Source organism: Escherichia sp. KTE114 (genome assembly GCF_000407765.1).
Taxonomy (GTDB): Bacteria; Pseudomonadota; Gammaproteobacteria; order Enterobacterales; family Enterobacteriaceae; genus Escherichia; species Escherichia ruysiae.
The window spans coordinates 1102658-1126446 of record NZ_KE136626.1 but is presented as its reverse complement, the minus strand read 5'-3'; the positions used below and the strand labels follow the sequence as shown (position 1 = coordinate 1126446).

At 45.7% G+C, this 23789-nt stretch carries 31 protein-coding genes; 14 read left to right on the top strand and 17 right to left on the bottom strand.

What is annotated here, in order from left to right; genetic code table 11:
• Window positions 1-7: 7 nt before the first annotated feature.
• From WC5_RS15340 to WC5_RS15390, 12 genes are all read right to left on the bottom strand, one after another.
• The gene (locus tag WC5_RS15340; protein WP_001058743.1) at window positions 8-610 is read right to left on the bottom strand and encodes a hypothetical protein; all 603 of its coding nucleotides are present in this window, start codon (window positions 608-610) and stop codon (window positions 8-10) included.
• Window positions 603-824, bottom strand: coding sequence for a hypothetical protein (locus tag WC5_RS15345; RefSeq protein ID WP_000181940.1), 222 nt, complete (start codon window positions 822-824; stop codon window positions 603-605). Before WC5_RS15345 ends, WC5_RS15340 begins: the two co-directional genes overlap by 8 nt.
• Window positions 821-1084: a hypothetical protein gene (locus WC5_RS15350; protein WP_001024679.1), complete on the bottom strand. Its 264-nt coding sequence runs from the start codon at window positions 1082-1084 to the stop codon at window positions 821-823. The genes WC5_RS15345 and WC5_RS15350 overlap by 4 nt, the downstream gene beginning before the upstream one ends.
• Entirely contained in the window at window positions 1081-1275 is a 195-nt protein-coding gene (locus WC5_RS15355) for a hypothetical protein (RefSeq protein WP_001065660.1), read from the bottom strand. Before WC5_RS15355 ends, WC5_RS15350 begins: the two co-directional genes overlap by 4 nt.
• A complete protein-coding gene (locus tag WC5_RS26120) occupies window positions 1268-2335 on the bottom strand; it encodes an ash family protein (RefSeq protein ID WP_000954401.1) in 1068 nt (355 codons plus the stop codon). The genes WC5_RS15355 and WC5_RS26120 overlap by 8 nt, the downstream gene beginning before the upstream one ends.
• Window positions 2329-2511, bottom strand: coding sequence for a DUF4222 domain-containing protein (locus tag WC5_RS15360; protein WP_000476150.1), 183 nt, complete (start codon window positions 2509-2511; stop codon window positions 2329-2331). Before WC5_RS15360 ends, WC5_RS26120 begins: the two co-directional genes overlap by 7 nt.
• Window positions 2504-3337 carry an antA/AntB antirepressor family protein gene (locus WC5_RS15365; protein ID WP_001019367.1) on the bottom strand — a complete coding sequence of 278 codons (834 nt, stop codon included), beginning with the start codon at window positions 3335-3337 and terminating at the stop codon, window positions 2504-2506. The genes WC5_RS15360 and WC5_RS15365 overlap by 8 nt, the downstream gene beginning before the upstream one ends.
• 12 nt (window positions 3338-3349) lie before the next feature.
• A complete protein-coding gene (locus WC5_RS15370) occupies window positions 3350-3781 on the bottom strand; it encodes a PM1773 family protein (RefSeq protein ID WP_000412542.1) in 432 nt (143 codons plus the stop codon).
• Window positions 3781-3984, bottom strand: coding sequence for a helix-turn-helix transcriptional regulator (locus tag WC5_RS15375; RefSeq protein ID WP_001090781.1), 204 nt, complete (start codon window positions 3982-3984; stop codon window positions 3781-3783). Before WC5_RS15375 ends, WC5_RS15370 begins: the two co-directional genes overlap by 1 nt.
• A 112-nt stretch (window positions 3985-4096) precedes the next feature.
• Window positions 4097-4942, bottom strand: a complete 846-nt coding sequence (locus WC5_RS15380) for a hypothetical protein (protein WP_000735991.1) — start codon at window positions 4940-4942, stop codon at window positions 4097-4099.
• A gap of 95 nt (window positions 4943-5037) precedes the next feature.
• Window positions 5038-6297 carry a tyrosine-type recombinase/integrase gene (locus tag WC5_RS15385; RefSeq protein ID WP_010351062.1) on the bottom strand — a complete coding sequence of 420 codons (1260 nt, stop codon included), beginning with the start codon at window positions 6295-6297 and terminating at the stop codon, window positions 5038-5040.
• A gap of 188 nt (window positions 6298-6485) precedes the next feature.
• The gene (locus WC5_RS15390) at window positions 6486-7349 is read right to left on the bottom strand and encodes a YicC/YloC family endoribonuclease (RefSeq protein WP_000621334.1); all 864 of its coding nucleotides are present in this window, start codon (window positions 7347-7349) and stop codon (window positions 6486-6488) included.
• Window positions 7350-7475: 126 nt separating this feature from the next.
• Between WC5_RS15390 and rph the strand changes: the two genes are divergently transcribed.
• Both rph and pyrE read left to right on the top strand, forming a co-directional pair.
• Window positions 7476-8192: a ribonuclease PH gene (rph, locus tag WC5_RS15395; protein ID WP_001247086.1), complete on the top strand. Its 717-nt coding sequence runs from the start codon at window positions 7476-7478 to the stop codon at window positions 8190-8192.
• 65 nt (window positions 8193-8257) lie between these two features.
• Window positions 8258-8899 carry an orotate phosphoribosyltransferase gene (gene pyrE, locus WC5_RS15400; protein ID WP_000806175.1) on the top strand — a complete coding sequence of 214 codons (642 nt, stop codon included), beginning with the start codon at window positions 8258-8260 and terminating at the stop codon, window positions 8897-8899.
• A gap of 36 nt (window positions 8900-8935) precedes the next feature.
• Here pyrE and slmA read toward each other — a convergent pair whose 3' ends face one another.
• From slmA to coaBC, 3 genes are all read right to left on the bottom strand, one after another.
• Window positions 8936-9532 carry a nucleoid occlusion factor SlmA gene (gene slmA / locus WC5_RS15405; RefSeq protein WP_000818603.1) on the bottom strand — a complete coding sequence of 199 codons (597 nt, stop codon included), beginning with the start codon at window positions 9530-9532 and terminating at the stop codon, window positions 8936-8938.
• Window positions 9533-9638: 106 nt separating this feature from the next.
• Entirely contained in the window at window positions 9639-10097 is a 459-nt protein-coding gene (dut, locus tag WC5_RS15410; RefSeq protein ID WP_000976068.1) for a dUTP diphosphatase, read from the bottom strand.
• Window positions 10075-11295 carry a bifunctional phosphopantothenoylcysteine decarboxylase/phosphopantothenate--cysteine ligase CoaBC gene (gene coaBC, locus WC5_RS15415; protein ID WP_000050164.1) on the bottom strand — a complete coding sequence of 407 codons (1221 nt, stop codon included), beginning with the start codon at window positions 11293-11295 and terminating at the stop codon, window positions 10075-10077. The genes dut and coaBC overlap by 23 nt, the downstream gene beginning before the upstream one ends.
• A 171-nt stretch (window positions 11296-11466) precedes the next feature.
• On the opposite strand from coaBC, the gene radC reads away from it, so the two are divergent.
• From radC to mutM, 4 genes are all read left to right on the top strand, one after another.
• A complete protein-coding gene (radC, locus tag WC5_RS15420) occupies window positions 11467-12135 on the top strand; it encodes a RadC family protein (protein WP_010351060.1) in 669 nt (222 codons plus the stop codon).
• Window positions 12136-12351: 216 nt separating this feature from the next.
• Window positions 12352-12588, top strand: coding sequence for a 50S ribosomal protein L28 (gene rpmB / locus WC5_RS15425; RefSeq protein ID WP_000091955.1), 237 nt, complete (start codon window positions 12352-12354; stop codon window positions 12586-12588).
• A gap of 20 nt (window positions 12589-12608) precedes the next feature.
• Window positions 12609-12776, top strand: coding sequence for a 50S ribosomal protein L33 (gene rpmG, locus WC5_RS15430; RefSeq protein ID WP_001051798.1), 168 nt, complete (start codon window positions 12609-12611; stop codon window positions 12774-12776).
• A 97-nt stretch (window positions 12777-12873) separates the two neighbouring features.
• Window positions 12874-13683, top strand: a complete 810-nt coding sequence (gene mutM / locus WC5_RS15435) for a bifunctional DNA-formamidopyrimidine glycosylase/DNA-(apurinic or apyrimidinic site) lyase (protein WP_001114526.1) — start codon at window positions 12874-12876, stop codon at window positions 13681-13683.
• 38 nt (window positions 13684-13721) lie between these two features.
• Here mutM and coaD read toward each other — a convergent pair whose 3' ends face one another.
• Window positions 13722-14201, bottom strand: coding sequence for a pantetheine-phosphate adenylyltransferase (gene coaD / locus WC5_RS15440; RefSeq protein ID WP_001171866.1), 480 nt, complete (start codon window positions 14199-14201; stop codon window positions 13722-13724).
• Window positions 14202-14208: 7 nt separating this feature from the next.
• Window positions 14209-15486, bottom strand: a complete 1278-nt coding sequence (gene waaA, locus WC5_RS15445; RefSeq protein ID WP_000891556.1) for a lipid IV(A) 3-deoxy-D-manno-octulosonic acid transferase — start codon at window positions 15484-15486, stop codon at window positions 14209-14211.
• 412 nt (window positions 15487-15898) lie between these two features.
• Between waaA and rfaQ the strand changes: the two genes are divergently transcribed.
• From rfaQ to rfaY, 8 genes are read left to right on the top strand one after another with little or no spacing between them, the layout of a single operon-like run.
• A complete protein-coding gene (gene rfaQ, locus WC5_RS15450) occupies window positions 15899-16963 on the top strand; it encodes a lipopolysaccharide core heptosyltransferase RfaQ (protein ID WP_010351059.1) in 1065 nt (354 codons plus the stop codon).
• A 2-nt stretch (window positions 16964-16965) separates the two neighbouring features.
• Window positions 16966-18090, top strand: a complete 1125-nt coding sequence (gene rfaG / locus WC5_RS15455) for a lipopolysaccharide glucosyltransferase I (RefSeq protein WP_000634279.1) — start codon at window positions 16966-16968, stop codon at window positions 18088-18090.
• Window positions 18083-18880: a lipopolysaccharide core heptose(I) kinase RfaP gene (gene rfaP, locus WC5_RS15460; RefSeq protein WP_000229844.1), complete on the top strand. Its 798-nt coding sequence runs from the start codon at window positions 18083-18085 to the stop codon at window positions 18878-18880. Before rfaG ends, rfaP begins: the two co-directional genes overlap by 8 nt.
• A gap of 36 nt (window positions 18881-18916) precedes the next feature.
• Window positions 18917-19852 carry an LPS core biosynthesis protein WaaS gene (gene waaS / locus WC5_RS15465; RefSeq protein ID WP_016231513.1) on the top strand — a complete coding sequence of 312 codons (936 nt, stop codon included), beginning with the start codon at window positions 18917-18919 and terminating at the stop codon, window positions 19850-19852.
• Window positions 19853-19894: 42 nt separating this feature from the next.
• Entirely contained in the window at window positions 19895-20974 is a 1080-nt protein-coding gene (waaB, locus tag WC5_RS15470) for a lipopolysaccharide 1,6-galactosyltransferase (protein ID WP_000683971.1), read from the top strand.
• On the top strand, window positions 20974-21993 hold the full coding sequence (gene waaO / locus WC5_RS15475; RefSeq protein WP_001188022.1) for a lipopolysaccharide 3-alpha-galactosyltransferase: 1020 nt from the start codon (window positions 20974-20976) through the stop codon (window positions 21991-21993). Before waaB ends, waaO begins: the two co-directional genes overlap by 1 nt.
• A gap of 38 nt (window positions 21994-22031) precedes the next feature.
• Window positions 22032-23048 (top strand): lipopolysaccharide 1,2-glucosyltransferase RfaJ, encoded by a 1017-nt coding sequence (gene rfaJ / locus WC5_RS15480; RefSeq protein WP_000376849.1) that lies wholly within the window; start codon window positions 22032-22034, stop codon window positions 23046-23048.
• Between the two features lie 17 nt (window positions 23049-23065).
• Entirely contained in the window at window positions 23066-23764 is a 699-nt protein-coding gene (gene rfaY / locus WC5_RS15485; RefSeq protein ID WP_000615156.1) for a lipopolysaccharide core heptose(II) kinase RfaY, read from the top strand.
• Window positions 23765-23789 lie beyond the last annotated feature (25 nt).

Genomic DNA, 23789 nt, shown 5'->3' with positions numbered 1-23789 from the left:
TCCATCCTCAGTGCGTCACTGGTTCCGCTGGCATGCCGTTTTCATTCAGTTCAGCTATAAAGCTGTTGTGAAGTTCAGCAAGCGTTTCACGACCAAATGGAGTCAGTGCTCCTTGTTCCACATCCATCATGGCTCTGTAGAAAATGATGGCGCGTTCTGTGCCAGACTCGATGCCAAAACGTTCTATCATCGCGCCCTCAATGTTGTTTGCCATAGCGAGACGCTCTGCTACTGGATACAGCGGCATGGCGACGATGCCGTTGGAATAAACAGCCACTTCGGAAGGATTGCCAGTATCATCAATGATGCTGACAGTGCCGTTTTCCTCTCTCATTTCCAGCATGAATACTGTTGCGATCAGCCATCTCCACATAATGACGTTATGCTGTGATGTGTAATCGAAATATCCCTGGTTGCCGCCATCGGCAATAGCGAGATGTATTGACATACCTTCATCTGGTTTATCGTCATAATCCCCGGCATCCAGACGATTTACGGCATCAATATATGAGACGGCCTCAACGCGTTCTGTCATGCCATCGTTGCTGCGGTACATGATGTTTACGCCGTCAGGCGTTGCTTCTGCATGGAACGTTAAGAAATTATTCATGTTTCGCCTCGCCTGAATGATTCTGTAACTCATATTTGCCCAACAATTCGTCCGCTTCCTGAATAGCTTCTGGTACGCCATTGAGCAGTGACATAACCGCGCCAATCATTAACTTGTCTCTGTTGCTGGGGCTGGCCCCTTCAAGCCAGAACCCTAAAACAGTCTGAACCTGTTCGATGCGACATTGCGCTTCAATGAGCTGGATGTTAGTCATTTCGCACTCTCCGCATCGATTAAACTGATATCTATCAGAGAGGTAACTTTTTGTAGCCAGCTAGTGATTACTGTCGCCTGTTCCCCTCCCACCGATGGAAGAATCTCATTCATCACATGAACCAGACCTGTGCGCGCTCTGGTAAGCCGTTCAGTCGTGCGATCTGCAAGAGTGAATGTGTCTGGATATGGCTCTTCACGGCTCAGCAATGATTCAATTTCCAGCTCACACGGATGACGATAAATTAAGTTGATATTCATTTTTCACCCCCAAGAATTACCAGCTCTGCACGGGCATCGTTAACCAAAGATGAGCACGCTTTAATCGCATCCACGACATCAACAGCGTCCATTTCTTCAGCCGAAAGACTGACAGCAACCAGGACAGCCGCTGCTTGCTCGATTAATTGAAGTGCGGACGTAAGTCGATGGGCATTAATTGAGTTATTCATTGGTTGCCCCCGTTTTTCCTGGCATTTCGCCACCTTCCAGCAGGAAATGAACGTCACGAACGGCGAGATCCAATATCGCGAGTAACGCCTTCAGTCTTTCGTCTCGTGAGGGAGAGTTGCTCACCAGAATGTCGTTAATCACTTCTGTCAGTGTGATGATCTGGCTTGTGCGTTCGAGGGGATCCATATGCACATCGTAGGTTTTAATCATGTGCCACCTCCATGCGGATACGACCAGCAAAAAAGCAGACGTGATCGCGCACCAGAGAACGGCGAGCATCGCGTTCAGACTCGGCAGCAATATGATGAATTTTGGCGGTAATTGTCGGGCAATCGCGGCGAACTGCGGCGATAATCCAGATAAATTGCGGTTTTTGGGTAGGGGTAGTAGCCAGCATGTGGCAGCCTCCATTCGATAGCATGTAACGCTACCACCGGAAACGCCAATTTCGCTGGTGGTAGCCCAGACAGGGTTGGCGTAACCGGCTCGAATGGATACCGGCGCTTCCGAAGAAGCCCCTGCCTGAGCCACCATTGATTGACAAAGGCGCTGGATTATACACCAACGCCCAAAAAATGGGTGAGTCAGACCTACGACATAAAAAAAGACGCTCGGCGCGTCATATGTCGCCATTCGATTTACCAGGACGCCAATCCCGGCACCCGTTTTATGAGGTGCCTTATAACCATAAACCGTGTTGCCGCATAACGGCAAGCTCTTTTTTATGGACTCCGAAAACTCAGAATTGGAAGCACCAGATGCACAATACATCGCGCTCATTTCGTTAACGTCGCGCGTGTGGACGAAGGTTTTTGTGGAGTCACTACGCGAGCAGAGAAAGCCATCTACGACCAGAAATTCTCTGGCGCAGCCGCTGACCTTCTCAACGCTAACACCATCGACCGTAATTTCTGACATAGTTAAGGCATCCGCTCCTACCACCAGAAAATGATAAACTTTGCTTGTGTCTGCTGTATTAATGCCAGACTTTGCTGTCATATTGCTGGATTTTGGCGACATACCAGCCAGTGAAAATATCTTCTTCTGGGCGGTTAGCATTTGTTAACCTCCGCAAACTCCTTCATGAAACGTGCCAGCGGTTGTACGCATGGCGATTGATACCCGTCGCGATAAAACGTCACTCGGTTGTGAGACACGCTTTCGACAGTAACGAGTGCTCCGTGGGCATCTTTGTAGCGTTTTTGAGGTTGGGGTGTTCCTGTCGGCTTAAACATGGACCGCCTCCAGACGCTTGGCGAGCCAGCGTTGCGACAGGCGGGTGAGTTCTCCTTTGCGCTGCTCATATTCCATGCCCATATCAATTAACGTGATATTGGTGCTTTCGAGATATGAGAGGTGCTCAAGCTGTTCTGCGTTCATATGGTCGCGAGGTTCGCCAGAATAGCCATTTATCCGCGCCCACTGCTTAGCAGTTAGCCCACCAAAAACGATACGAGAAATCATATTGCTCTCGTTTGTGTAGTGGTGTTGCTGCGTCGTTTTACCCATCTCGGCACGGGCCATATTCAGCGCATCGCACATTGGCTTAAAGTTGTTTGCGGCACTGATACGGGCTTTTAGCTGGCGACGATAGCGGGCGGCGATTTCAGGCACGCTACGCTGTAATTCTTCCTCGCACTGGATGAAATAACGACGGATAGCGCGACCCTGATCATTGCGTTCGATCATTGCCAGTTCTTTCGCCATTCCGACACTTAACAGATAGTCTTTGCCGGGTCTGCCAGACTGCTTAATCTTGCTGTAAGCCGCGCCATTCGGGCTTTTCCCCAAATTTGGGGAAATTGTTTTATGGACTGAGTAATCGTGCCCAATGGTGAAGTCATATTCAGAGATGCGATCAGTGATCCATGTAGAGAAGTCTTTTCCCACGCCCAACGCTTTGTGTAACGCTTTTGCGCTAACAATATTGGTTTCACGCCCACCGATATGACCAGGAATAACCGGGACAATTGCGGCAAATTCATTACCGTTAATTGTGCCCAGAGAGGCGTTCAGATGAGGGGCGGCCTCAGAAATTAATCTGCTTTTTTCGATGTTCATTTTCAGTCTCCGTTAGGCGGCGTTAAACGCGTCCGGGTAGAGTTTCAGAATGTCGGCAATTTCCTGCTGAGAAAGTCCGTTGTGATCATTTATGTTCGCAAGATGGTTAATATGAGTGATCACTTTCAGAACATCACCACGGCAGGAGAAACGGTAGCGAAGGTGTGTTCCGATACCATCAGGATTCTTTTCGTCGATACGCTCCAGAGTGATTCCAAGCTGGCGTTCTAACTCTGTTGCATAGTTACGACCAGAAGACAGACGGCAGTAGCGAAGAATGTCATTTTCTGTCCATCCCTCTATACCAGTACGCAGCATATAGACTCTGGCACGATGCTTTTTCGGTGTGCGCTTTGGTTCTTGAAGGGATTTTGTAAGGGGCGTAACATCAGATACGCGAATATCTGAATTAGCCGCCTGTAATGGGCGGTTTTTCTTTTCCATCAGGCCACCTTCCCGCGGCGTTCTGCCAGCCAGTTGTGAATCTCAACCGCATCAAACGCAGTTATTTTTTCTCCCAGCTTTACCGGACGTGGTAGTGAACCGTTTCTTACTTTACGGTCGATGGTGGATACACTAACGCCCAGCAATTCAGCCAGGCGAAAGCGTCTGATATAGCCTTTTGTAGGAATCGTGTCGGTGTTCATGCTTCCCGTAACCTCTTAGCGATAGTTGTTGCTTCGTTACGGGTATTTAATGGTGTGCATGCTCAAAAGTGAATTACAGTAAATTTTATTGTCACGATACTAAATTTTATTATCATGATTTCTTCTTTCCTGCCGTGGTACGTTTTTCCGGCAATCTGTCCATGTCAGATATGATCTTCTTTAAATAATCTGTAGATGGTTCATCATAATCGCCACCCACATGTGGCCAGTGGTCTATCGTAGCGTTTGCCCACGCTTCGTTGGTTTCTTTCCCGTTTTTCCCTTTGCACTCTTCAGGATAGTGCCGTTTCACATAAATCAACGCCATAATGCTATTCTCACGGTTTAGGCTATGTCGTGCTCTATTTCCATGCTCTATGTTTTTAAATTCCTTTTCATAAAGATCGTGTGAACCCAAATGGAGTATGCTGGGTATTGGCTGATTTTTATCCATGCTTTCAGCTATATATTCAACCCACGGTCTTGATATATACAAATCTTCCACAGACGATACGGTGGTATCATGTTCGCGAAAATCGTAGAAAAAGTAACGTCCTGATGTGATGTCTAGTTCTTTTTTTATATATGCTGGTGAGAATATGAGTGGAATGTCAGGGGCTCTCTTAACCCCTGCAAGGGAAGCAATGAAATCACTAGGAACGTGCCATAATCCACTTGCTAAGCACTTCATACCATCGAAAACACCTTCATTTAGATATCTTTCGGTATCTTCTCTAGTAGAAATAATAGAACCAAATAATAAGTTTTCTATGTCTTTGCTGCCGTGGTCTGGTGGCAAGTTTCCCGCTTGATAGAGTACGCCTTCATACTGGTGAATTATTGTGCTCAAAAATATAGAGCCTGATACTCCCATAAGTAGAAGATCATCGACTTCTATTTCTAATAAATTTGCTGCTCTATTAAGTCGGAAAAAAAGATTTGGTGGTAGTTTTTTCATTGCGTCACCTTTTACGCTGCGCCTTATTTTGTGATTGAGCCAGGCGGTAAGGCTTCCCGCTTTTCGCCCCGTCGAGCTAGGCTCAATCTATTCAGTTAGTTCGCCCTTCTGAGAGGCGTTACGTTGTAGTCTTTTCCGCTTTCCAGTGCCACAAGCAGATCAGCCCACTGTGCCAGTGCTGCTTTACGCTCATCAAAATACTGATGGCGGTTATAAATCCCCTCTACGCCCTTAATGCGATGATTGAGGCATCGTTCCGCCACAACAGGATCAACACCCAACGCTGCTAAATGAGTACGTGCGGTGCGTCGGAAGTCGTGAATCGTGAAATTAGGCACATCCGGCATTTCGGCGCGAACCTTAGCCAGTGCTACGGGTAAAGTGCTTTCCTGAATATGTGGGATCATTCTGTTTTGCATCTTCCTGGCCGGAAGCACCCATGCGCTATTACATGAAAAGGTGTGTAGCTCTCTCAACCATTCAACGGCTGGGGAAGGTAGAGGTATATCAATAGGGTCTCCGTTTTTGCTGCGTTCTTCCGGCAAATGCCATACCGCACCATCTAAATCAAACTCTTCCCATCGTGCGGCACATAACTCCATCTTACGAACGCATAGTGCCAGCAATAGCTTAAATGTCAGTTCGTTCTGGCGGCTGAATCCTTTTGCGGTGCGCATAGCCTCGAATAGCCTGATAAGCTCATCGCGAGTTAGCCAACGGTCGCGGGAAACCTCTTTACCACCAGCATCAGATACTTCAAACGCTGAACAAGGGTTTATCTCCAGAGCGTGGCGTTTTATTCCATAGTCAAAGATACGGCGTGTCCAGCGTAATACATCTGTTGCTATCGTTGGTGCTCCTCGGTCAACGATACCTTTCAACATGTCGTCAATGTGGCGTGGCTTAACGTCCTCTACCTTCATATGCCCAATGCAGGGGTTAATATCCTTATCAATTCTCCGGCGAAGGATATCGGGATGTTTCCATCTCGGAAGTATCTGGCGCTCGAAGTATTCGGCGGCCAGATCTGAAACGCGTATAGCGTTTTTCTCAGCCTCCATTTTTGCCAGTGCTTCAGCTTTTCGTACCTGTTTCTCTGCTGCTACGTCATAGCCAAGAGCAACTCTGGCTGACAGCTCTTTTGCTGTTTCTCTGGCTTTTGATAGTGACAGTTCGGAGTAAGAGCCTATAACCATAGCCCGCTGCTTTCCTGCGAGCTTATAGCGGAATCGCCAGAACGGGACTGTGTAGTTTTTGGGGTAGCAAATATAAAGGCCGTTGCCGTCTGCCTTGCCATCAAATCTGTCTCCCGCCTTTATCCATGCGCGGATCTGCATATCTGTGAGTTTTGGCATTGCGAATACCTGAATATCGAATATGGGGGTGTACATAAAGCAATGTACATGAAAGTCATTATGTACACCTCTATGTACACGCATATTGTGCGCTTTGTTGCGTCGTTATGATAGCTCATGATAACAAAAAAGCCCGACATTTAGCGGGCTTTGTGGTTTTTTGCTGCTTGGTGATTTTTACTAATAGCTTATTCGATATTCTGAATCTGTTCGCGCATCTGCTCAATCAACACCTTCAACTCAATCGCGGAGTTCGTCACTTCGGCATTGATAGATTTCGAAGCAAGAGTGTTCGATTCTCGGTTGAACTCTTGCATCATAAAGTCCAGACGACGACCAACGGCTTCTTTTTTCTTGAGAATGTTGTAGGTCTCTTTGACATGCGCTTCGAGGCGATCCAGCTCTTCAGCAACATCAATTCGTTGCGCCAGCAGCACCAGCTCTTGCTCCAGACGATTGTTCTCCAGCTGAACCTGAGCATCTTCCAGCTTCGCGACCAGACGTTCACGCTGCCATTGCAGGATTTCCGGCATATGGGCGCGCACTTTAGCCACTTCGGCGGTGACGCCTTCCAGACGCTGCTCGATCAACGCTTTCAGCGCCTGACCTTCGGTTTCGCGCGCGACGATAAAGTCGTCCAGCGTACCATCAAGAGCAGCAAGAATTTCAGCGGCAATAGCGTCGAGATCCTGTTCCTGGGCTGCCATTACGCCCGGCCAGCGCAGGATATCAACGGGGTTGATTTCCCCTTCGTCGCTCTGCATCTTTACCCAATTCGCAGCAGTTACCAGCTGTTTAGCCAGTTTTTCGTTGAGGATCAGCTCACCTTGCGCGCTGACATCTGGCTCATAGCGCAGGGTACATTCCACTTTACCGCGCGTCAGGCGAGAACGAATACGCTCGCGAACGACAGGTTCCAGGCTACGGAACTGCTCCGGCAGACGAAAGTAAGTTTCCAGATAACGCTGGTTTACCGAGCGCATTTCCCAGGTTGCGCTCCCCCATTCACCCTTGATTTCACGCCGGGCGTAGGCGGTCATGCTGCGGATCATAGACGTTCCTGTTTATAAAAGGAGAGGTGGAAGGATTATAGCCATCGATGCCTTGTCAGGATAGGAATAACCGCCGGAAGTCCGTATAATGCGCAGCCACATTTGTTTCAAGCCGGAGATTTCAATATGCGTCCAGCAGGCCGTAGCAATAATCAGGTGCGTCCCGTTACCCTGACTCGTAACTATACAAAACATGCAGAAGGCTCGGTGCTGGTCGAATTTGGCGATACCAAAGTGTTGTGTACCGCCTCTATTGAAGAAGGTGTGCCGCGCTTCCTGAAAGGACAGGGGCAAGGCTGGATCACCGCAGAATACGGTATGCTGCCGCGCTCTACCCACACTCGTAACGCCCGTGAAGCGGCGAAAGGTAAGCAGGGCGGACGCACGATGGAAATCCAGCGCCTGATTGCCCGTGCATTGCGTGCGGCGGTTGATTTGAAAGCGTTGGGTGAGTTCACCATTACGCTGGATTGCGACGTACTTCAGGCCGATGGCGGCACGCGCACTGCTTCAATCACTGGTGCCTGCGTGGCGCTGGCAGATGCACTGAATAAGCTGGTTGAGAATGGCAAACTGAAAACCAACCCGATGAAAGGCATGGTGGCAGCGGTTTCGGTGGGTATCGTTAACGGCGAAGCGATTTGCGATCTGGAATACGTCGAAGACTCTGCCGCAGAAACGGATATGAACGTGGTGATGACCGAAGATGGGCGCATCATTGAGGTTCAGGGCACGGCGGAAGGCGAGCCGTTCACTCACGAAGAACTCCTCACTTTGTTGGCGCTGGCCCGAGGGGGAATCGAATCCATTGTAGCGACGCAGAAGGCGGCGCTGGCAAACTGATTTTTAAGGCGACTGATGAGTCGCCTTTTTTTTGTCTGTAGAAAAGTAAGATGAGGAGCGAAGGCATGAAACCATATCAGCGCCAGTTTATTGAATTTGCGCTTAGCAAGCAGGTATTAAAGTTTGGCGAGTTTACGCTGAAATCCGGGCGCAAAAGCCCCTATTTCTTCAACGCCGGGCTGTTTAATACCGGGCGCGACCTGGCACTGTTAGGCCGTTTTTACGCTGAAGCGTTGGTGGATTCTGGCATTGAGTTCGATCTGCTGTTTGGCCCTGCTTACAAAGGGATTCCGATTGCCACCACTACCGCTGTGGCGCTGGCGGAGCATCATGACCTTGACCTGCCATACTGCTTTAACCGCAAAGAAGCAAAAGACCACGGCGAGGGCGGCAATCTGGTCGGTAGCGCGTTACAAGGACGCGTAATGCTGGTAGATGATGTGATCACCGCCGGGACGGCGATTCGTGAGTCGATGGAAATTATTCAGGCCAATGGCGCGACGCTTGCTGGCGTGTTGATTTCACTCGATCGTCAGGAACGTGGTCGCGGTGAGATTTCCGCGATTCAGGAAGTTGAGCGTGATTACAACTGCAAAGTGATTTCTATCATCACTCTGAAAGATCTTATTGCTTACCTCGAAGAGAAGGCGGAAATGGCGGAACATCTGGCGGCGGTTAAGGCTTATCGCGAAGAGTACGGGGTTTGATAAGAAACGCCGGATGGTAGGTCATCCGGCGTCATATTACTGCAACTGCGCGGCAATCAGCGGCCAGCGGGCGTCAAAGTCATCCGTCGGGCGGTATTTAAACTCGCTGCGGACAAAACGAGACAGCATACCTTCGCAGAACGCCAGAAGTTGGCTTGCCAGCAACGTTTCATCGGTGGTGTAACCTTCACCCTCACGCATTCTCTTTTCACGCAATACCTGACGCAGCTGTGCTTCAATACGCTCGAACAGTTGGTTGATGCGTCCTTGCAGACGATCCTGTTCGAACATTAGCGCATGGCCAGTGAGGATACGGGTCAGGCCTGGATTACGTTCGCCGAAACCGAGAAGCAGCAACACAATCAGGCGCAGGCGCGCGGTAGTGTCCTTTTCATCTTTGAGAATCAGGTTAATACGAGTAATCAGGCTATCTTCGATAAACTCAATCAGGCTATCGAACATGCGGGTTTTACTGGGGAAGTGGCGATACAGAGCCGCTTCGGAAACGCCGACAGAGGCGGCCAGTTTCGCCGTCGTGATACGCTGGCTTCCATCGCTGGATTCTAACATCAACGCCAGAGACTGAAGTATTTCTTCGCGACGGTTCCTTTTCGCAGTTTGTTTTTCTGCCATGTTACAAAATACCCCTGAAAATAAGCACTTGCCAGGCGGCACCCACGCTATGACCGCAAACGAAATGTTTGCGGCGATGTTATGACGTTATTTGGATGCGTATGCGTTACTGACGACCAGAGTGACCAAAACCGCCTTCACCCCGGTCGGTGGCGTCAAAATCTTCCACCAGATTAAAATCGGCCTGTACCACCGGAACAAAAATCATCTGCGCGATACGTTCGCCAGGTTGAATGGTGAAACTGTCCTGACCACGGTTCCACACGGAGATCATCAGCTGACCCTGATAGTCGGAATCGATCAATCCCACCAGGTTACCGAGCACGATACCGTGCTTATGGCCCAGCCCGGAGCGCGGCAGCATCATCGCCGCCAGTGAAGGGTCGGCAATATGAATCGCCAGTCCGGTCGGCACTAGTGTAGTGTCGCCCGGTGCCAGTTCTACGGCGTCGTCGAGACAGGCGCGCAGGTCAAGTCCGGCAGAACCAGAAGTGGCATAAGTCGGGAGTGGAAATTCCTTCCCAACGCGCGGGTCCAGAATCTTAACGTCGATTTTCTTCATCATAACGGGTCACAATCTCGTCGAGTAATAATTGGCCAAGGAGCTCTTTTCGCTCAAGCGGTAAGATTTTATCGCCATCCTGCCAGAAAAGGTGTAATGCGTTTTTGTCGCTATTAAATCCCTGATTTTTTCTGGAAACATCGTTAGCGCAGATCAGATCAAGGTTTTTGCGGATACGTTTTTGCCGGGCGTATTCTTCCACATTATTTGTTTCGGCGGCAAATCCAACAACATAAGGCCTATGGTCTTTTAATGCGGCAACACCGGCGACAATATCGGGGTTTTTAACCATTTTTATTGTTAATTCATCACCCGGCGTAGCCTGCTTTTTGATTTTTTCGCTGGCAACGGTGGCTGTGCGGTAATCTGCGACGGCAGCACAACCGATAAATATATTTTGCTGTTGCACGGATGCCTTTACTGCGGCTTCCATCTCCAGTGCGGTTACCACATCAACACGTTTAACAAACGGTGGAGTCGGTAGCGAAACTGGGCCAGAAATCAGCGTGACGTTTGCTCCACGACGTGCAGCGGCTGCGGCAATGGCGAACCCCATCTTGCCGGAGCTGTGATTGGAGATGTAACGCACCGGATCGAGCGGTTCACGCGTCGGACCTGCGGTAATCATAATGTTCAGATGTTTCAGGTCGTTGATGGGTGAAAAATGGGCGACCGCCATATCAACAATGGTTAACGGATCGAGCATTCGCCCTGGGCCTACATCACCACAGGCCTGGCTGCCGCTATCTGGCCCCCAGATCAGCAAACCGCGCGAGGCAAGCACCTCTAAATTATGCTGGGTGGCAGCAGCACGATACATCTGCTGGTTCATCGCTGGCAGCACGGCAACAGGCGCAGGAGTCGCAAGGCAAATCGTCGATACCAAATCATTCGCCATACCAGCAGCAACACGGGCAATCAAATCTGCCGTGGCTGGGGCAAGAATCACTAAATCAGCCCATTTACCCAACTCAATGTGGCCCATTGCCGCTTCGGCTGCCGGATCCAACAGACTGTCGGAAACGGGATACCCAGAAACCGCCTGCAAACTAAGTGGAGTGATAAAGGCTTTTGCCGCTTCGGTCATTACCACACGGACGTCGGCCCCGCGATCGCGCAAACGACGCACCAGTTCAGGGGTTTTATAGGCAGCAATACCGCCGCTGACGCCGAGAACGATTTTTTTACCGGCCAGACTCATGATGATTTTTCCTGTTGGGTGACACCAGAAGTTGGCGATTTTATCACAATACTTTTGTTGTCGTGCTTTCACCTGAGAATCACTTTGCGAGGCGCTTTCCAGTACTGAAAACTGACCGTCGATTTAACCGGTCGACCATGACAGGATGCGCTCTCCACAAAGGAGGTGAAGGTGAAAAGCAATGCAGAATTGTTGATGCCACGCGAAAAAATGCTGAAGTTGGGCATTGGCTCGTTAACGGATGTTGAACTGCTGGCGCTATTTCTGCGTACAGGAACGCGCGGTAAAGATGTGTTAACCCTGGCGAAAGAGATGCTGGAGAATTTCGGTTCTCTTTACGGATTGTTATCCTCCGAATACGAACAATTTAGTGGCGTTCATGGAATCGGTGTGGCGAAATTCGCCCAGTTAAAGGGAATTGCCGAACTGGCGCGACGTTACTACAACGTGAGGATGCGCGAAGAAAGCTCGTTACTCAGCCCAGAGATGACGAGGGAATTTTTACAAAGCCAGCTTACGGGCGAGGAGCGTGAGATCTTTATGGTGATCTTTCTCGACTCACAACACAGGGTACTTACCCACAGCAGATTGTTCTCCGGCACACTAAACCATGTAGAAGTCCATCCGCGTGAGATTGTTCGCGAAGCGATAAAAATAAACGCGTCGGCACTGATCCTTGCCCATAATCACCCTTCGGGTTGTGCTGAACCCAGTAAAGCGGATAAACTCATCACCGAACGGATAATAAAAAGTTGTCAGTTCATGGAATTACGCGTGCTCGACCATATCGTGATTGGGCGTGGAGAATATGTTTCTTTTGCCGAACGCGGCTGGATTTAACCCGCTATGCGCGATCCTTCGGGATCTTTGTCTGTTCGGGACTTGAGCACATCGCCGAGTCAGCGTATACTACGCCACCTTTGAGAATCTCGGGTTTGGCATTTGGGCCTGGCAATCGAGAGTTCACATAGAACTGCGATGACCGGGCTGTAAAGCCTGACGAGGCGCCAATACCCCATACGAAGCTCGAGCTAATTTGATTTTTGGAGAATAGACATGTCCCGAGTCTGCCAAGTTACTGGCAAGCGTCCGGTGACCGGTAACAACCGTTCCCACGCACTGAACGCGACTAAACGCCGTTTCCTGCCGAACCTGCACTCTCACCGTTTCTGGGTTGAGAGCGAGAAGCGTTTTGTCACCCTGCGCGTATCTGCTAAAGGTATGCGTGTAATCGATAAAAAAGGCATCGATACAGTTCTGGCTGAACTGCGTGCCCGTGGCGAAAAGTACTAAGTACTTAGAGGAAATAAATCATGGCTAAAGGTATTCGTGAGAAAATCAAGCTGGTTTCTTCTGCTGGTACTGGTCACTTCTATACCACTACGAAGAACAAACGTACTAAGCCGGAAAAACTGGAACTGAAGAAATTCGATCCAGTTGTTCGCCAGCACGTGATCTACAAAGAAGCGAAAATTAAATAATTCTCGCTTTAATGTAACGAAAAACCTCGCTTCGGCGGGGTTTTTTGTTATCTGTTTGCCCCCATATTGACTGCATCTGTTCATTCCCGGAGATGCTATGCCTGAATTACCAGAAGTTGAAACCAGCCGTCGCGGAATAGAACCGCATCTCGTTGGTGCGACTATTCTTCATGCGGTGGTGCGCAACGGACGCTTGCGCTGGCCGGTTTCGGAAGAAATCTACCGTTTAAGCGACCAACCAGTGCTTAGCGTGAAGCGCCGGGCTAAATATCTGCTGCTGGAGCTGCCAGAGGGCTGGATTATCATTCATCTGGGTATGTCTGGCAGCCTGCGAATCCTTCCAGAAGAACTTCCCCCTGAAAAGCATGACCATGTGGATTTGGTGATGAGCAACGGCAAAGTGCTGCGCTATACCGATCCGCGCCGCTTTGGTGCCTGGCTGTGGACCAAAGAGCTGGAGGGGCACAATGTGCTGGTTCATCTTGGGCCTGAGCCGCTTAGCGACGATTTCAACGGTGAGTACCTGCATCAGAAGTGCGCGAAGAAAAAAACGGCGATTAAGCCCTGGCTGATGGATAACAAGCTGGTGGTGGGCGTGGGGAATATCTATGCCAGCGAATCACTGTTTGCGGCGGGGATCCATCCGGATCGGCTGGCGTCATCACTGTCGTTGGCGGAGTGCGAATTGTTAGCTCGGGTGATTAAAGCGGTGTTGCTGCGTTCGATTGAGCAGGGTGGTACAACTCTGAAAGATTTTCTACAAAGTGACGGTAAACCGGGTTATTTCGCTCAGGAATTGCAGGTTTACGGGCGTAAAGGCGAGGCGTGTCGGGTGTGTGGTACGCCGATTGTGGCGACTAAACATGCGCAGCGGGCGACGTTTTATTGCCGGCAGTGCCAGAAGTAATTCATGCGAGCCGGATGGTATACCATCCGGCATAAAAGTTACGCTAATTTTGCCATCAATGCCTGATGGACATTCTCCGGCAGGAAATGGGTGACATCGCCCTGATGGCGCGCCACCTCTTTAACCAGCGATGAAGAGATAAACGACCACTCTTTTGAAGGCATCAAAAAGACACTTTCTAGTTCTGGCATTAAGTGGCGATTCATATGCGCCAGCTGCATTTCATATTCAAAATCTGCAACTGCGCGCAGGCCACGAATTAGCACCGTAGCGTGTTGATTACGCGCGAAGTTGGCCATCAAATCACTAAACCCGACCACTTCAACGTTTCCCAAATGCGCGGTTGCCTGCTGTGCCAGCGCCACGCGCTCTTCCAGGGTAAACATCGGTTTTTTACTGGGGCTGGCGGCAATCGCCAGAATAACGTGATCGAACATCTGCGTGGCGCGCGTCACGATATCGATATGACCATTAGTAATGGGATCGAAAGTACCCGGATAAATCGCCCGTTTTTGCATAACAACCTCAATGCGTTTTCGGTGGCAGGTAAGGTTCCAGCAGTTGAAGCAGACGCTGCAGCGCGCCCTGGTTTTGATACAGCACTTCAACGGCATGACGGCCATAAAAACTACGGTAATCGGCGTCGGTGAGTAAAGAGGAAATCTCTTTTGCAAGCGTAGCGGCATCAGTGACGGTAATCAGCCCGCTTGCCTGCTCCAGCCGTGCGCAAATGTCTTTAAAGTTAAAGGTATGCGGCCCCATCAGTACCGGAATGGCGTGTGCAGCGGCTTCCAGCGGATTATGCCCACCGCGTTCGACCAATGAACCGCCAACAAAAGCGAGATCGGCAATGCCATACAGCAACATCAACTCGCCCATCGTATCGCCAACTACCACTTGTGTACTGGCGGAAGGGATTTCTCCGGAAGAGCGTGTGATATAGCTTAGTCCAGCCTGGCGGACCAGGTTAATCGCATCCGGGAAGCGTTCCGGATGGCGTGGAACAAGAATGAGCAATAAATTCGGGAACTGCTTTAACAGCGCCTGATGCGCGGCAATCACCACGCTTTCTTCACCATCATGAGTACTGGTGGCAATCCATACCGGGCGATGCGGTGCCCACTGGCGGCGCAGCGTTACTGCTTTAGCAGCCAGTTGTGGCGTTACAGAGATATCGAATTTCAGGCTACCGGTAACGGTAACCTGATTGTTTTTTGCGCCCAGCGCCACAAAACGCGCGCCATCTTCTTCATTTTGGGCGGCAATCAGCGTAATACGACGCAGTAAGCGACGAACGAATTTGCCTAGTTTTGCGTAACCTGCCGCAGAGCGCGCAGAAAGTCGCGCGTTGGCGATAACCAGCGGAATTTTACGTTTATGTAGCGCCGCAATCAGGTTAGGCCATAGCTCGGTTTCCATAATCAACACCAGTTTAGGGTCGACTTTATTAAGGAAACGGTTAAGCGCATCGGGCAGATCGTAAGGCAGATAAACGTGTTGAACATCCTTCCCAAACGCCGATTGTACGCGCTCCGAACCGGTTGGCGTCATGGTTGTAACAGTAATCGGCAAATCAGGGTAGCGATGACGCAGCGCGCGCACCAACGGGATCGCCGCCAGGGTTTCACCGACGGAGACGGAGTGCAGCATAATGCCGCCTGGTTTCAGTGGATGGCGGTAAAAACCGTAACGTTCACCCCAGCGTTTTCGATAGGCCGGAGCCTTACGTCCGCGCACCCAGAGCCGTATCCAGATCAACGGCTGAATAAGGTAGAGAAGGGCGGTGTAAAGCAATTCGAGCATAATAAATAGCTGACTTATGGATGTGCTGGGGATTCTATGTATTTAGCTGGGGCTTTACCATTACTTTTCCCGTTTTTGACTTAAATAGCTTCTGTTTGGTCTGATCTGCCGCGACATCTTCAGTTTTTTTGTATTTTTATGCGATTCATTGAAACCCGACCCAATTTGCAACTCTATATAGGCATCGTTCGTACCAGAATTATCTGTATATTGTTTTTTATCTGTATGATTTTTATGATTAAAAACTATTTTGTGTATAAAAAACATTCGGGTCGGATTGCTGCGAAAGAAATGATACACTAGCACGCCAAAGTAAGTGCGTTATCAGTATTCAGGTAGCTGTTGAGCCTGGGGCGGTAGCGTGCTTTTTTTCTGCTTAACTTAACCAGACAATCATACAAAAGAGTCGCTAGTGGAAAAGCCATTTCGAAATATCCTGGTCATAAAGATGCGATATCACGGAGATATGTTATTAACTACTCCTGTAATCAGTACACTCAAGCAGAATTATCCCGCTGCAAAAATCGATATGCTGCTTTACCAGGATACAATTCCGATTTTATCTGAAAACCCAGAAATTAATGCACTCTACGGTATAAGCAATAAAGGTGCGGGAACATTCGATAAAATTAAAAATGTGCTTTCGTTGATAAAAACTCTGCGTGCGAATAATTATGACCTGGTCATTAATCTTACGGATCAATGGATGGTAGCACTGCTGGTACGTTGTTTACCTGCACGTATGAAAATATCGCAACTTTATGGTCATCGGCAGCATAGTATTTGGAAAAAAAGCTTTACACACTTAGCGCCAATACACGGTACACATATTGTTGAGCGTAATTTATCGGTCCTTGAGCCATTAGGTATTACCGATTTCTACACCGACACAACAATGAGTTACGCCGAGGATTGCTGGAAGAAAATGCGGCAGGAATTAGATGCTCTGGGCGTGAAAGATCATTATGTCGTCATCCAACCGACAGCTCGTCAGATATTTAAGTGCTGGGATAACGATAAGTTTTCTATGGTTATCGATGCTTTGCAACGGCGCGGTTATCAGGTTGTGCTGACCTGTGGGCCTTCGGCAGATGATCTCGCCTGTGTAGATGAAATAGCGCAAGGCTGCCAAACAAAACCTATCACTGGCCTTGCAGGTAAAACACGGTTTCCTGAACTGGGTGCGTTAATTGATCATGCCGTACTCTTTATTGGTGTGGATTCTGCGCCAGGGCATATTGCGGCGGCGGTGAAGACGCCAGTTATTAGCCTGTTTGGAGCCACTGATCATGTATTCTGGCGTCCATGGACCGATAATATTATTCAATTCTGGGCGGGTAATTATCAACAAATGCCTACCCGGCACGAACTTGACCGCAACAAAAAATATCTTTCTGTTATTCCAGCGGAAGATGTCATTGCCGCTACGGAAAAGCTGTTGCCAGAAGATGCTCCTTCAGCTAACAGGAATGCATAATTATGATCGTGGCGTTTTGTTTATATAAATATTTTCCATTTGGTGGTCTACAGCGTGACTTTATGCGTATTGCGTCAACAGTTGCCGCACGGGGCCACCATGTTCGGGTATATACACAGTCGTGGGAAGGCGATTGCCCGGAAGCATTTGAGCTTATTCGCGTACCGGTTAAATCCCATACTAACCATGGACGTAATGCAGAATATTATGCCTGGGTACAAAATCATCTCAAAGCGCATCCTGCTGATCGTGTCGTTGGGTTTAATAAGATGCCTGGGCTGGATGTCTATTTTGCCGCCGATGTCTGTTATGCCGAGAAAGTGGCGCAAGAAAAGGGATTTTTATATCGTTTAACATCACGTTATCGCCATTATGCTGCATTTGAGCGAGCGACTTTCGAACATGGTAAATCGACGAAACTCATGATGCTGACCGATAAGCAAATCGCTGATTTCCAGAAGCATTACCAGACTGAACCAGAACGTTTTCAAATTCTTCCGCCGGGCATCTATCCGGACAGGAAATACAGCGAGCAAATCCCAAACAGTCGTGAAATATATCGTCAGAAAAATGGCATAACCGAACAACAAAACTTATTGCTACAGGTTGGGTCAGATTTCGGTCGTAAAGGTGTGGATCGCTCAATTAAGGCTTTGGCATCGTTACCGGAATCATTACGCCACAATACGCTTTTGTTTGTCGTTGGTCAGGATAAACCACGCAAATTTGAAGTGCTGGCAGAAAAACTTGGGGTACGTAGCAACGTGCATTTCTTTTCCGGGAGGAATGACGTGTCTGAATTAATGGCAGCGGCAGATCTCTTACTACATCCCGCTTACCAGGAAGCTGCAGGTATTGTTCTCCTTGAAGCGATCACCGCTGGATTACCTGTTTTGACAACCGCAGTATGTGGATACGCGCATTATATTGCAGATGCTAATTGTGGAGCAGTTATCGCGGAACCATTCCGTCAGGAAGAATTAAATGCGATCTTACGCAAAGCGTTAACACAGTATTCGCTACGAATGGCCTGGGCGGAGAATGCTCGCCATTATGCCGATACTCAGGATTTGTACAGCCTGCCAGAGAAAGCCGCAGATATTATTACAGGTGGTTTAGATGGTTGAATTAAAAGAGCCGCTTGCCACACTTTGGCGTGGTAAAGATGCTTTTACAGAAGTTAAAAAACTGAATGGCGAAGTCTTTCGCGAACTCGAGACACGTCGAACATTACGTTTTGAACTGGCTGGGAAAAGCTATTTCCTTAAATGGCACAAAGGTACGACCTTAAAAGAAATTATAAAAAACCTGCTCTCATTGCGTATGCCAGTTTTAGGCGCAGACAGAGAGTGGCACGCTATTCATCGACTGCATGATGTCGGTGTTGATACGATGCACGGCATAGGGTTTGGTGAAAAAGGGTTAAATCCATTAACCCGCACATCATTTATTATTACCGAAGATCTCACTCCTACGATTAGCCTTGAAGATTATTGTGCAGATTGGGCAATTAATCCTCCTGATATACGTGTTAAGCGTATGCTGATTACACGAGTGGCAACCATGGTGCGTAAAATGCACGCAGCAGGAATAAATCACCGTGATTGTTATATCTGCCACTTTTTGCTTCATTTACCGTTCACTGGCCGGGAAGAAGAATTAAAAATTTCGGTAATAGACCTGCATCGTGCGCAGATACGGGAAAAAGTACCACGTCGTTGGCGGGATAAGGATTTGATTGGTCTATATTTTTCATCGATGAATATTGGCCTGACGCAAAGAGATATATGGCGATTTATGAAGGTTTATTTTGGGATGCCTTTACGCAAAATATTATCTCTTGAATGTAATTTATTGAACATGGCAAGTGTTAAGGCCGAGCGCATTAAAGAGCGAACTCAACGCAAAGGTTTATAAAAATATTTATCAGTATGTACTGGAACTAACTTCATTATGACTATTTATTTTATAAACTGGGTTGCAGATTATGAATTAAAAATGATCCAGTACTTGAAAAGAAAGTATAAGATAAAAAACATAACAACTCCAAAAAAATACAACTGGCTTAATAAGAAAATTTCGAAGTTAGGGATGGATAATGCATGGTTGGGGCGATTATTTATCAAACATAACCTTAATGCTGTAAAAAAGGATGATATAATTATTTTTAATGACAGCGTGATTGATAAAGGCATTAACAAACAAATATTAAAAAATATTAATTGCCATAAGGTTTTGCTGCTAAGAAATACTGTTAGCGAAGATTTTATTCTTGATAATTCTAATTATTTCGATATTATCTATGATTTTGAGCATAGATTTATAGGAAATGAAAAGACCAAAGCAATAGAACAATTTTTTCCTATAGGGATGGAGGAAATTACAAGATATAGTTTATCTGACAAAAATAACAACCAGCCAATATGTTTTTTCCTTGGCCGTGATAAAGGGCGCCTTCAAATAATTAATGAATTAGCCGATAGATTAATAAAGCTAGGATGTAAGCTTGATTTTAATGTTGTGAAAGATAAGACATCCTCTCCGACTTCAAAGTATTTGATTGAAAAACAAATACCCTATGAAGAAAATATTAGAAGAACATTAAGTTCTAATATAATTGTTGATATAACTAAAGAAAACCAATCTGGCTGGACTCTTCGGATACTCGAAGCATTATTTTTCAATAAAAAATTAATTACTAATAATATAAATATACTTGGTTCAGAAATCTATAGTGAGTCTCGCTTCTTTATAATAGGTCATGATGATTGGGATACGTTAGAGTATTTTATTAACTCATCTGTTAAACCAATGGATTATGATAGTTTATATAAATTCAGTCCTGATAAAATGATGTCAATAATTGTTTCTGATTTTATAGACAAATAAAACATTAAAACAGTGAGTTTTACTCAATTAATGAGAATTTCTATGAAAATAGCGTTTATCGGCGAAGCTGTTTCAGGATTTGGCGGTATGGAAACAGTCATTCGAAATGTTATTACCACCTTCAGACAACAAAATATCCAAAGTGAAATGTTTTTCTTTTGCCGTAACGACAAAATGGATAAGGGATGGCTGGAAGGTATTAAGTACTCGTGTTCATTTTCCAACATTCGCTTAGGTTTTTTACGTCGGGCGAAGCATATTCATGCTTTAAGCAAATGGCTTCAGGATTATCAGCCAGATGTTGTTATTTGTATTGATGTCATCTCATGTTTGTATGCGGCAAAAGCTCGTAAAAAATCTGGAGTTGATGTACCTGTATTTTCATGGCCGCATTTTTCTTTAGATCATAAAAAACATGCTGAATATATCACCTGTGCCGACTATCATTTAGCAATCAGCTCCGGTATTAAACAACAAATGATTAACCGGGGTGTACCAGAATCGACGATAAACGTTATTTTTAACCCTGTCGAAGCGAAAGATTCCGTCATTCCCGTACCCGAGGAAGGTGAAACGGCAACATTTATTTATGTTGGGCGCATGAAATTCGAAGGTCAAAAGCGCGTAAAAGATCTGCTTGATGGCTTATCACAAGTGCAAGGTGACTGGAAACTTCATGTATTGGGAGATGGTTCCGATTTCGAAAAATGCCAGGCTTATGGTAGGGAATTAAATATTGATGATCGAATTGTCTGGTATGGTTGGCAACAACATCCCTGGGAATTAGTTCAGCAAGATATTAAAAAAGTGAGTGCGTTATTACTCACGTCATCTTTTGAAGGTTTCCCTATGACTCTACTTGAAGCCTTATCGTGGGGGATTCCTTGTATCAGTGCAGATTGTATCTCCGGGCCTGCTGACATCATCCAGCCTGATATTAATGGTCATTTGTATCAACCGGGGGATATAACCGGTTTTGTCGCTCTTCTCAATAAATACATAGCCGGCGAAATTCACATCGCACATGAAAAAATTCCGGCATCGATTGATAAGTTTTACCAGCAGAAATATTACGATAGATTACAAAAGATAATTATTTCTGTTATTTCCCGGAGGAAATGATGCAGCAGGTTTTTTTCCAGGAGACTGAATTTCTCAATTCAGTTATTGATTACAATTATAAAGTGGAAACAGAAAATCTTTGTCTGGATATTGCTTATGGAACTGACAAAAATTTTCTTTTTGGTTGCGGAATTTCGATTGCTTCAATATTAAAATATAATGAAGGAAATCGCTTATGTTTCCATATTTTCACTGATCATTTTTGTGAAGATGAACGAAAATATTTTGATGCTCTGGCTCAGCAATATAAAACCAGGATTAAGGTATATTTAATTAATGGCGATCGGCTCCGTTCATTGCCAAGTACCAAGAACTGGACTCATGCAATTTATTTTCGTTTTGTTATTGCAGATTACTTTATCAATAAAACACCTAAAGTTCTATATCTGGATGCAGATATCGTTTGTCAGGGAACTATAGAACCACTTATTAATTTCACGTTTCCTGATCATACAGTCGCAATGGTTGTTACCGAAGGAAAAAATGACTGGTGGGAAAAACGTGCACATTCGTTAAGTGTTGTGGGGATTGCTAAAGGTTATTTTAACTCTGGTTTTTTATTGATCAATACTAACCAATGGGCAGTTGAGCAGGTTTCTGCACGAGCCATTGCAATGTTAAATGATCCGGAAATAGTAAAAAAAATAACACATCCTGATCAGGATGTATTAAATATGCTACTGGCAGATAAACTTATTTTTGCTGATATAAAATACAATACACAGTTTAGCTTAAATTATCAGCTCAAAGAAAGTTTTAAAAATCCAGTAACCAGCGATACTATTTTTATCCATTATATTGGTCCGACCAAGCCCTGGCATGATTGGGCCTGGGATTATCCTGTATCACAAGCCTTTATGGAGGCAAAAAATGCTTCGCCATGGAAGAATACGGCGTTGCTGAAACCAAACAATAGCAATCAATTAAGGTATAGCGCAAAACATATGCTGAAAAAGCATAGATATCTAAAAGGATTTAGCAATTATCTTTTGTATTTTATTAAAAAGATAAAGCATTAAACTGGGAATCTATAAAGTAATGATATAAGGGTAGCCTTGTGGACTCATTTCCTGCCATAGAGATAGATAAAGTTAAAGCCTGGGATTTTAGGCTAACTAATAAAAATACTTCTGAATGTTTAAATGTTGCCTATGGTGTCGATGCTAATTATCTTGATGGTGTAGGTGTTTCTATCACATCAATTGTCCTAAATAATCGACATATTAATCTTGATTTTTATATTGTTGCTGATGTTTATAATGATGATTTTTTTCAAAAGGTCGAAAAACTTGCAAGGCAGTACCAATTAAGAATCACGCTTTATAGAATTAATACTGATAAGCTTCAGTGCTTACCTTGTACACAGGTCTGGTCAAGAGCAATGTACTTTCGTTTGTTTGCGTTTCAATTATTGGGCCTGACGCTTGATCGTTTACTTTATCTTGATGCGGATGTTGTTTGTAAGGGTGATATTAGCCAACTACTGCATCTGGATTTAAACGGAGCGGTGGCTGCTGTTGTTAAAGATGTTGAGCCAATGCAGGAAAAAGCGGTATCCAGGTTGTCTGATCCTGAACTACGGGGACACTACTTTAATTCAGGAGTAGTTTATTTAGACTTAAAGAAATGGGCTAATGCAAAACTAACAGAGAAAGCATTATCTATTCTTATGAGTAAAGATAATGTTTATAAATATCCTGATCAAGATGTTATGAATGTTCTATTGAAAGGGATGACAATATTTTTGCCTCGTGAATTCAATACTATTTATACCATTAAAAGCGAATTAAAAGATAAAACACATCAAAACTATAAAAAGTTGATTACAGAAAACACGCTTCTCATCCATTATACAGGAGCAACTAAACCGTGGCATAAATGGGCAATTTATCCATCGGTAAAATATTTTAAAATAGCGTTAGATAATTCGCCATGGAAAAATGATTCTCCCAGAGATGCAAAATCAGTTATCGAATTTAAGAAAAGATATAAGCATTTGTTAGTCCAGCATCATTACGTAACCGGTGTTATAGCAGGGGTCCGTTATCTTTACCGAAAATATTACAGTAAATAACCTTTAATTGGCTTATCATGATTCAGAAAAATAAGATTAAAGATTTTGTTGTTTTTACTGATGACAACAATTCAAAGTACCTCAATGTATTAAATGACTTTTTATCTTATAATATTAAGATCATCAAAGTGTTTCGTTCTATTGATGATACAAAAGTCATGCTTATTGACACCGATTACGGTAAGTTTGTGCTTAAGGTATTTTCTCCAAAAATTAAACGCAACGAGCGGTTTTTTAAATCTCTATTAAAAGGTGATTATTACGAACGCCTTTTTGAACAAACCCAAAAAGTGCGAAATGAAGGCTTACATACTCTCAACGATTTTTATTTATTAGCAGAGCGAAAAACCTTACGATTTGTCCATACATATATCATGCTTATCGAGTATATTGATGGCATAGAGTTGTGTGATATGCCCGATATTGATGATGTGCTAAAAAATAAAATTCAGCAATCAATTAATGCCTTGCATCAACATGGCATGGTTTCTGGTGATCCTCATCGTGGTAACTTCATTATAAAAAATGGTGAAGTTCGAATTATTGATCTCTCCGGGAAACGTGCTTCAGCGCAGCGGAAAGCGAAAGACCGTCTTGATTTAGAGCGTCATTACGGTATTAAAAATGAGATTAAGGATCTTGGTTATTATCTTTTAGTTTATCGTAAAAAAATGCGCAATATTATGCGGCGTTTGAAAGGAAAACCAGCACGCTAAAGCAGAAATATCCCACAATTACGCG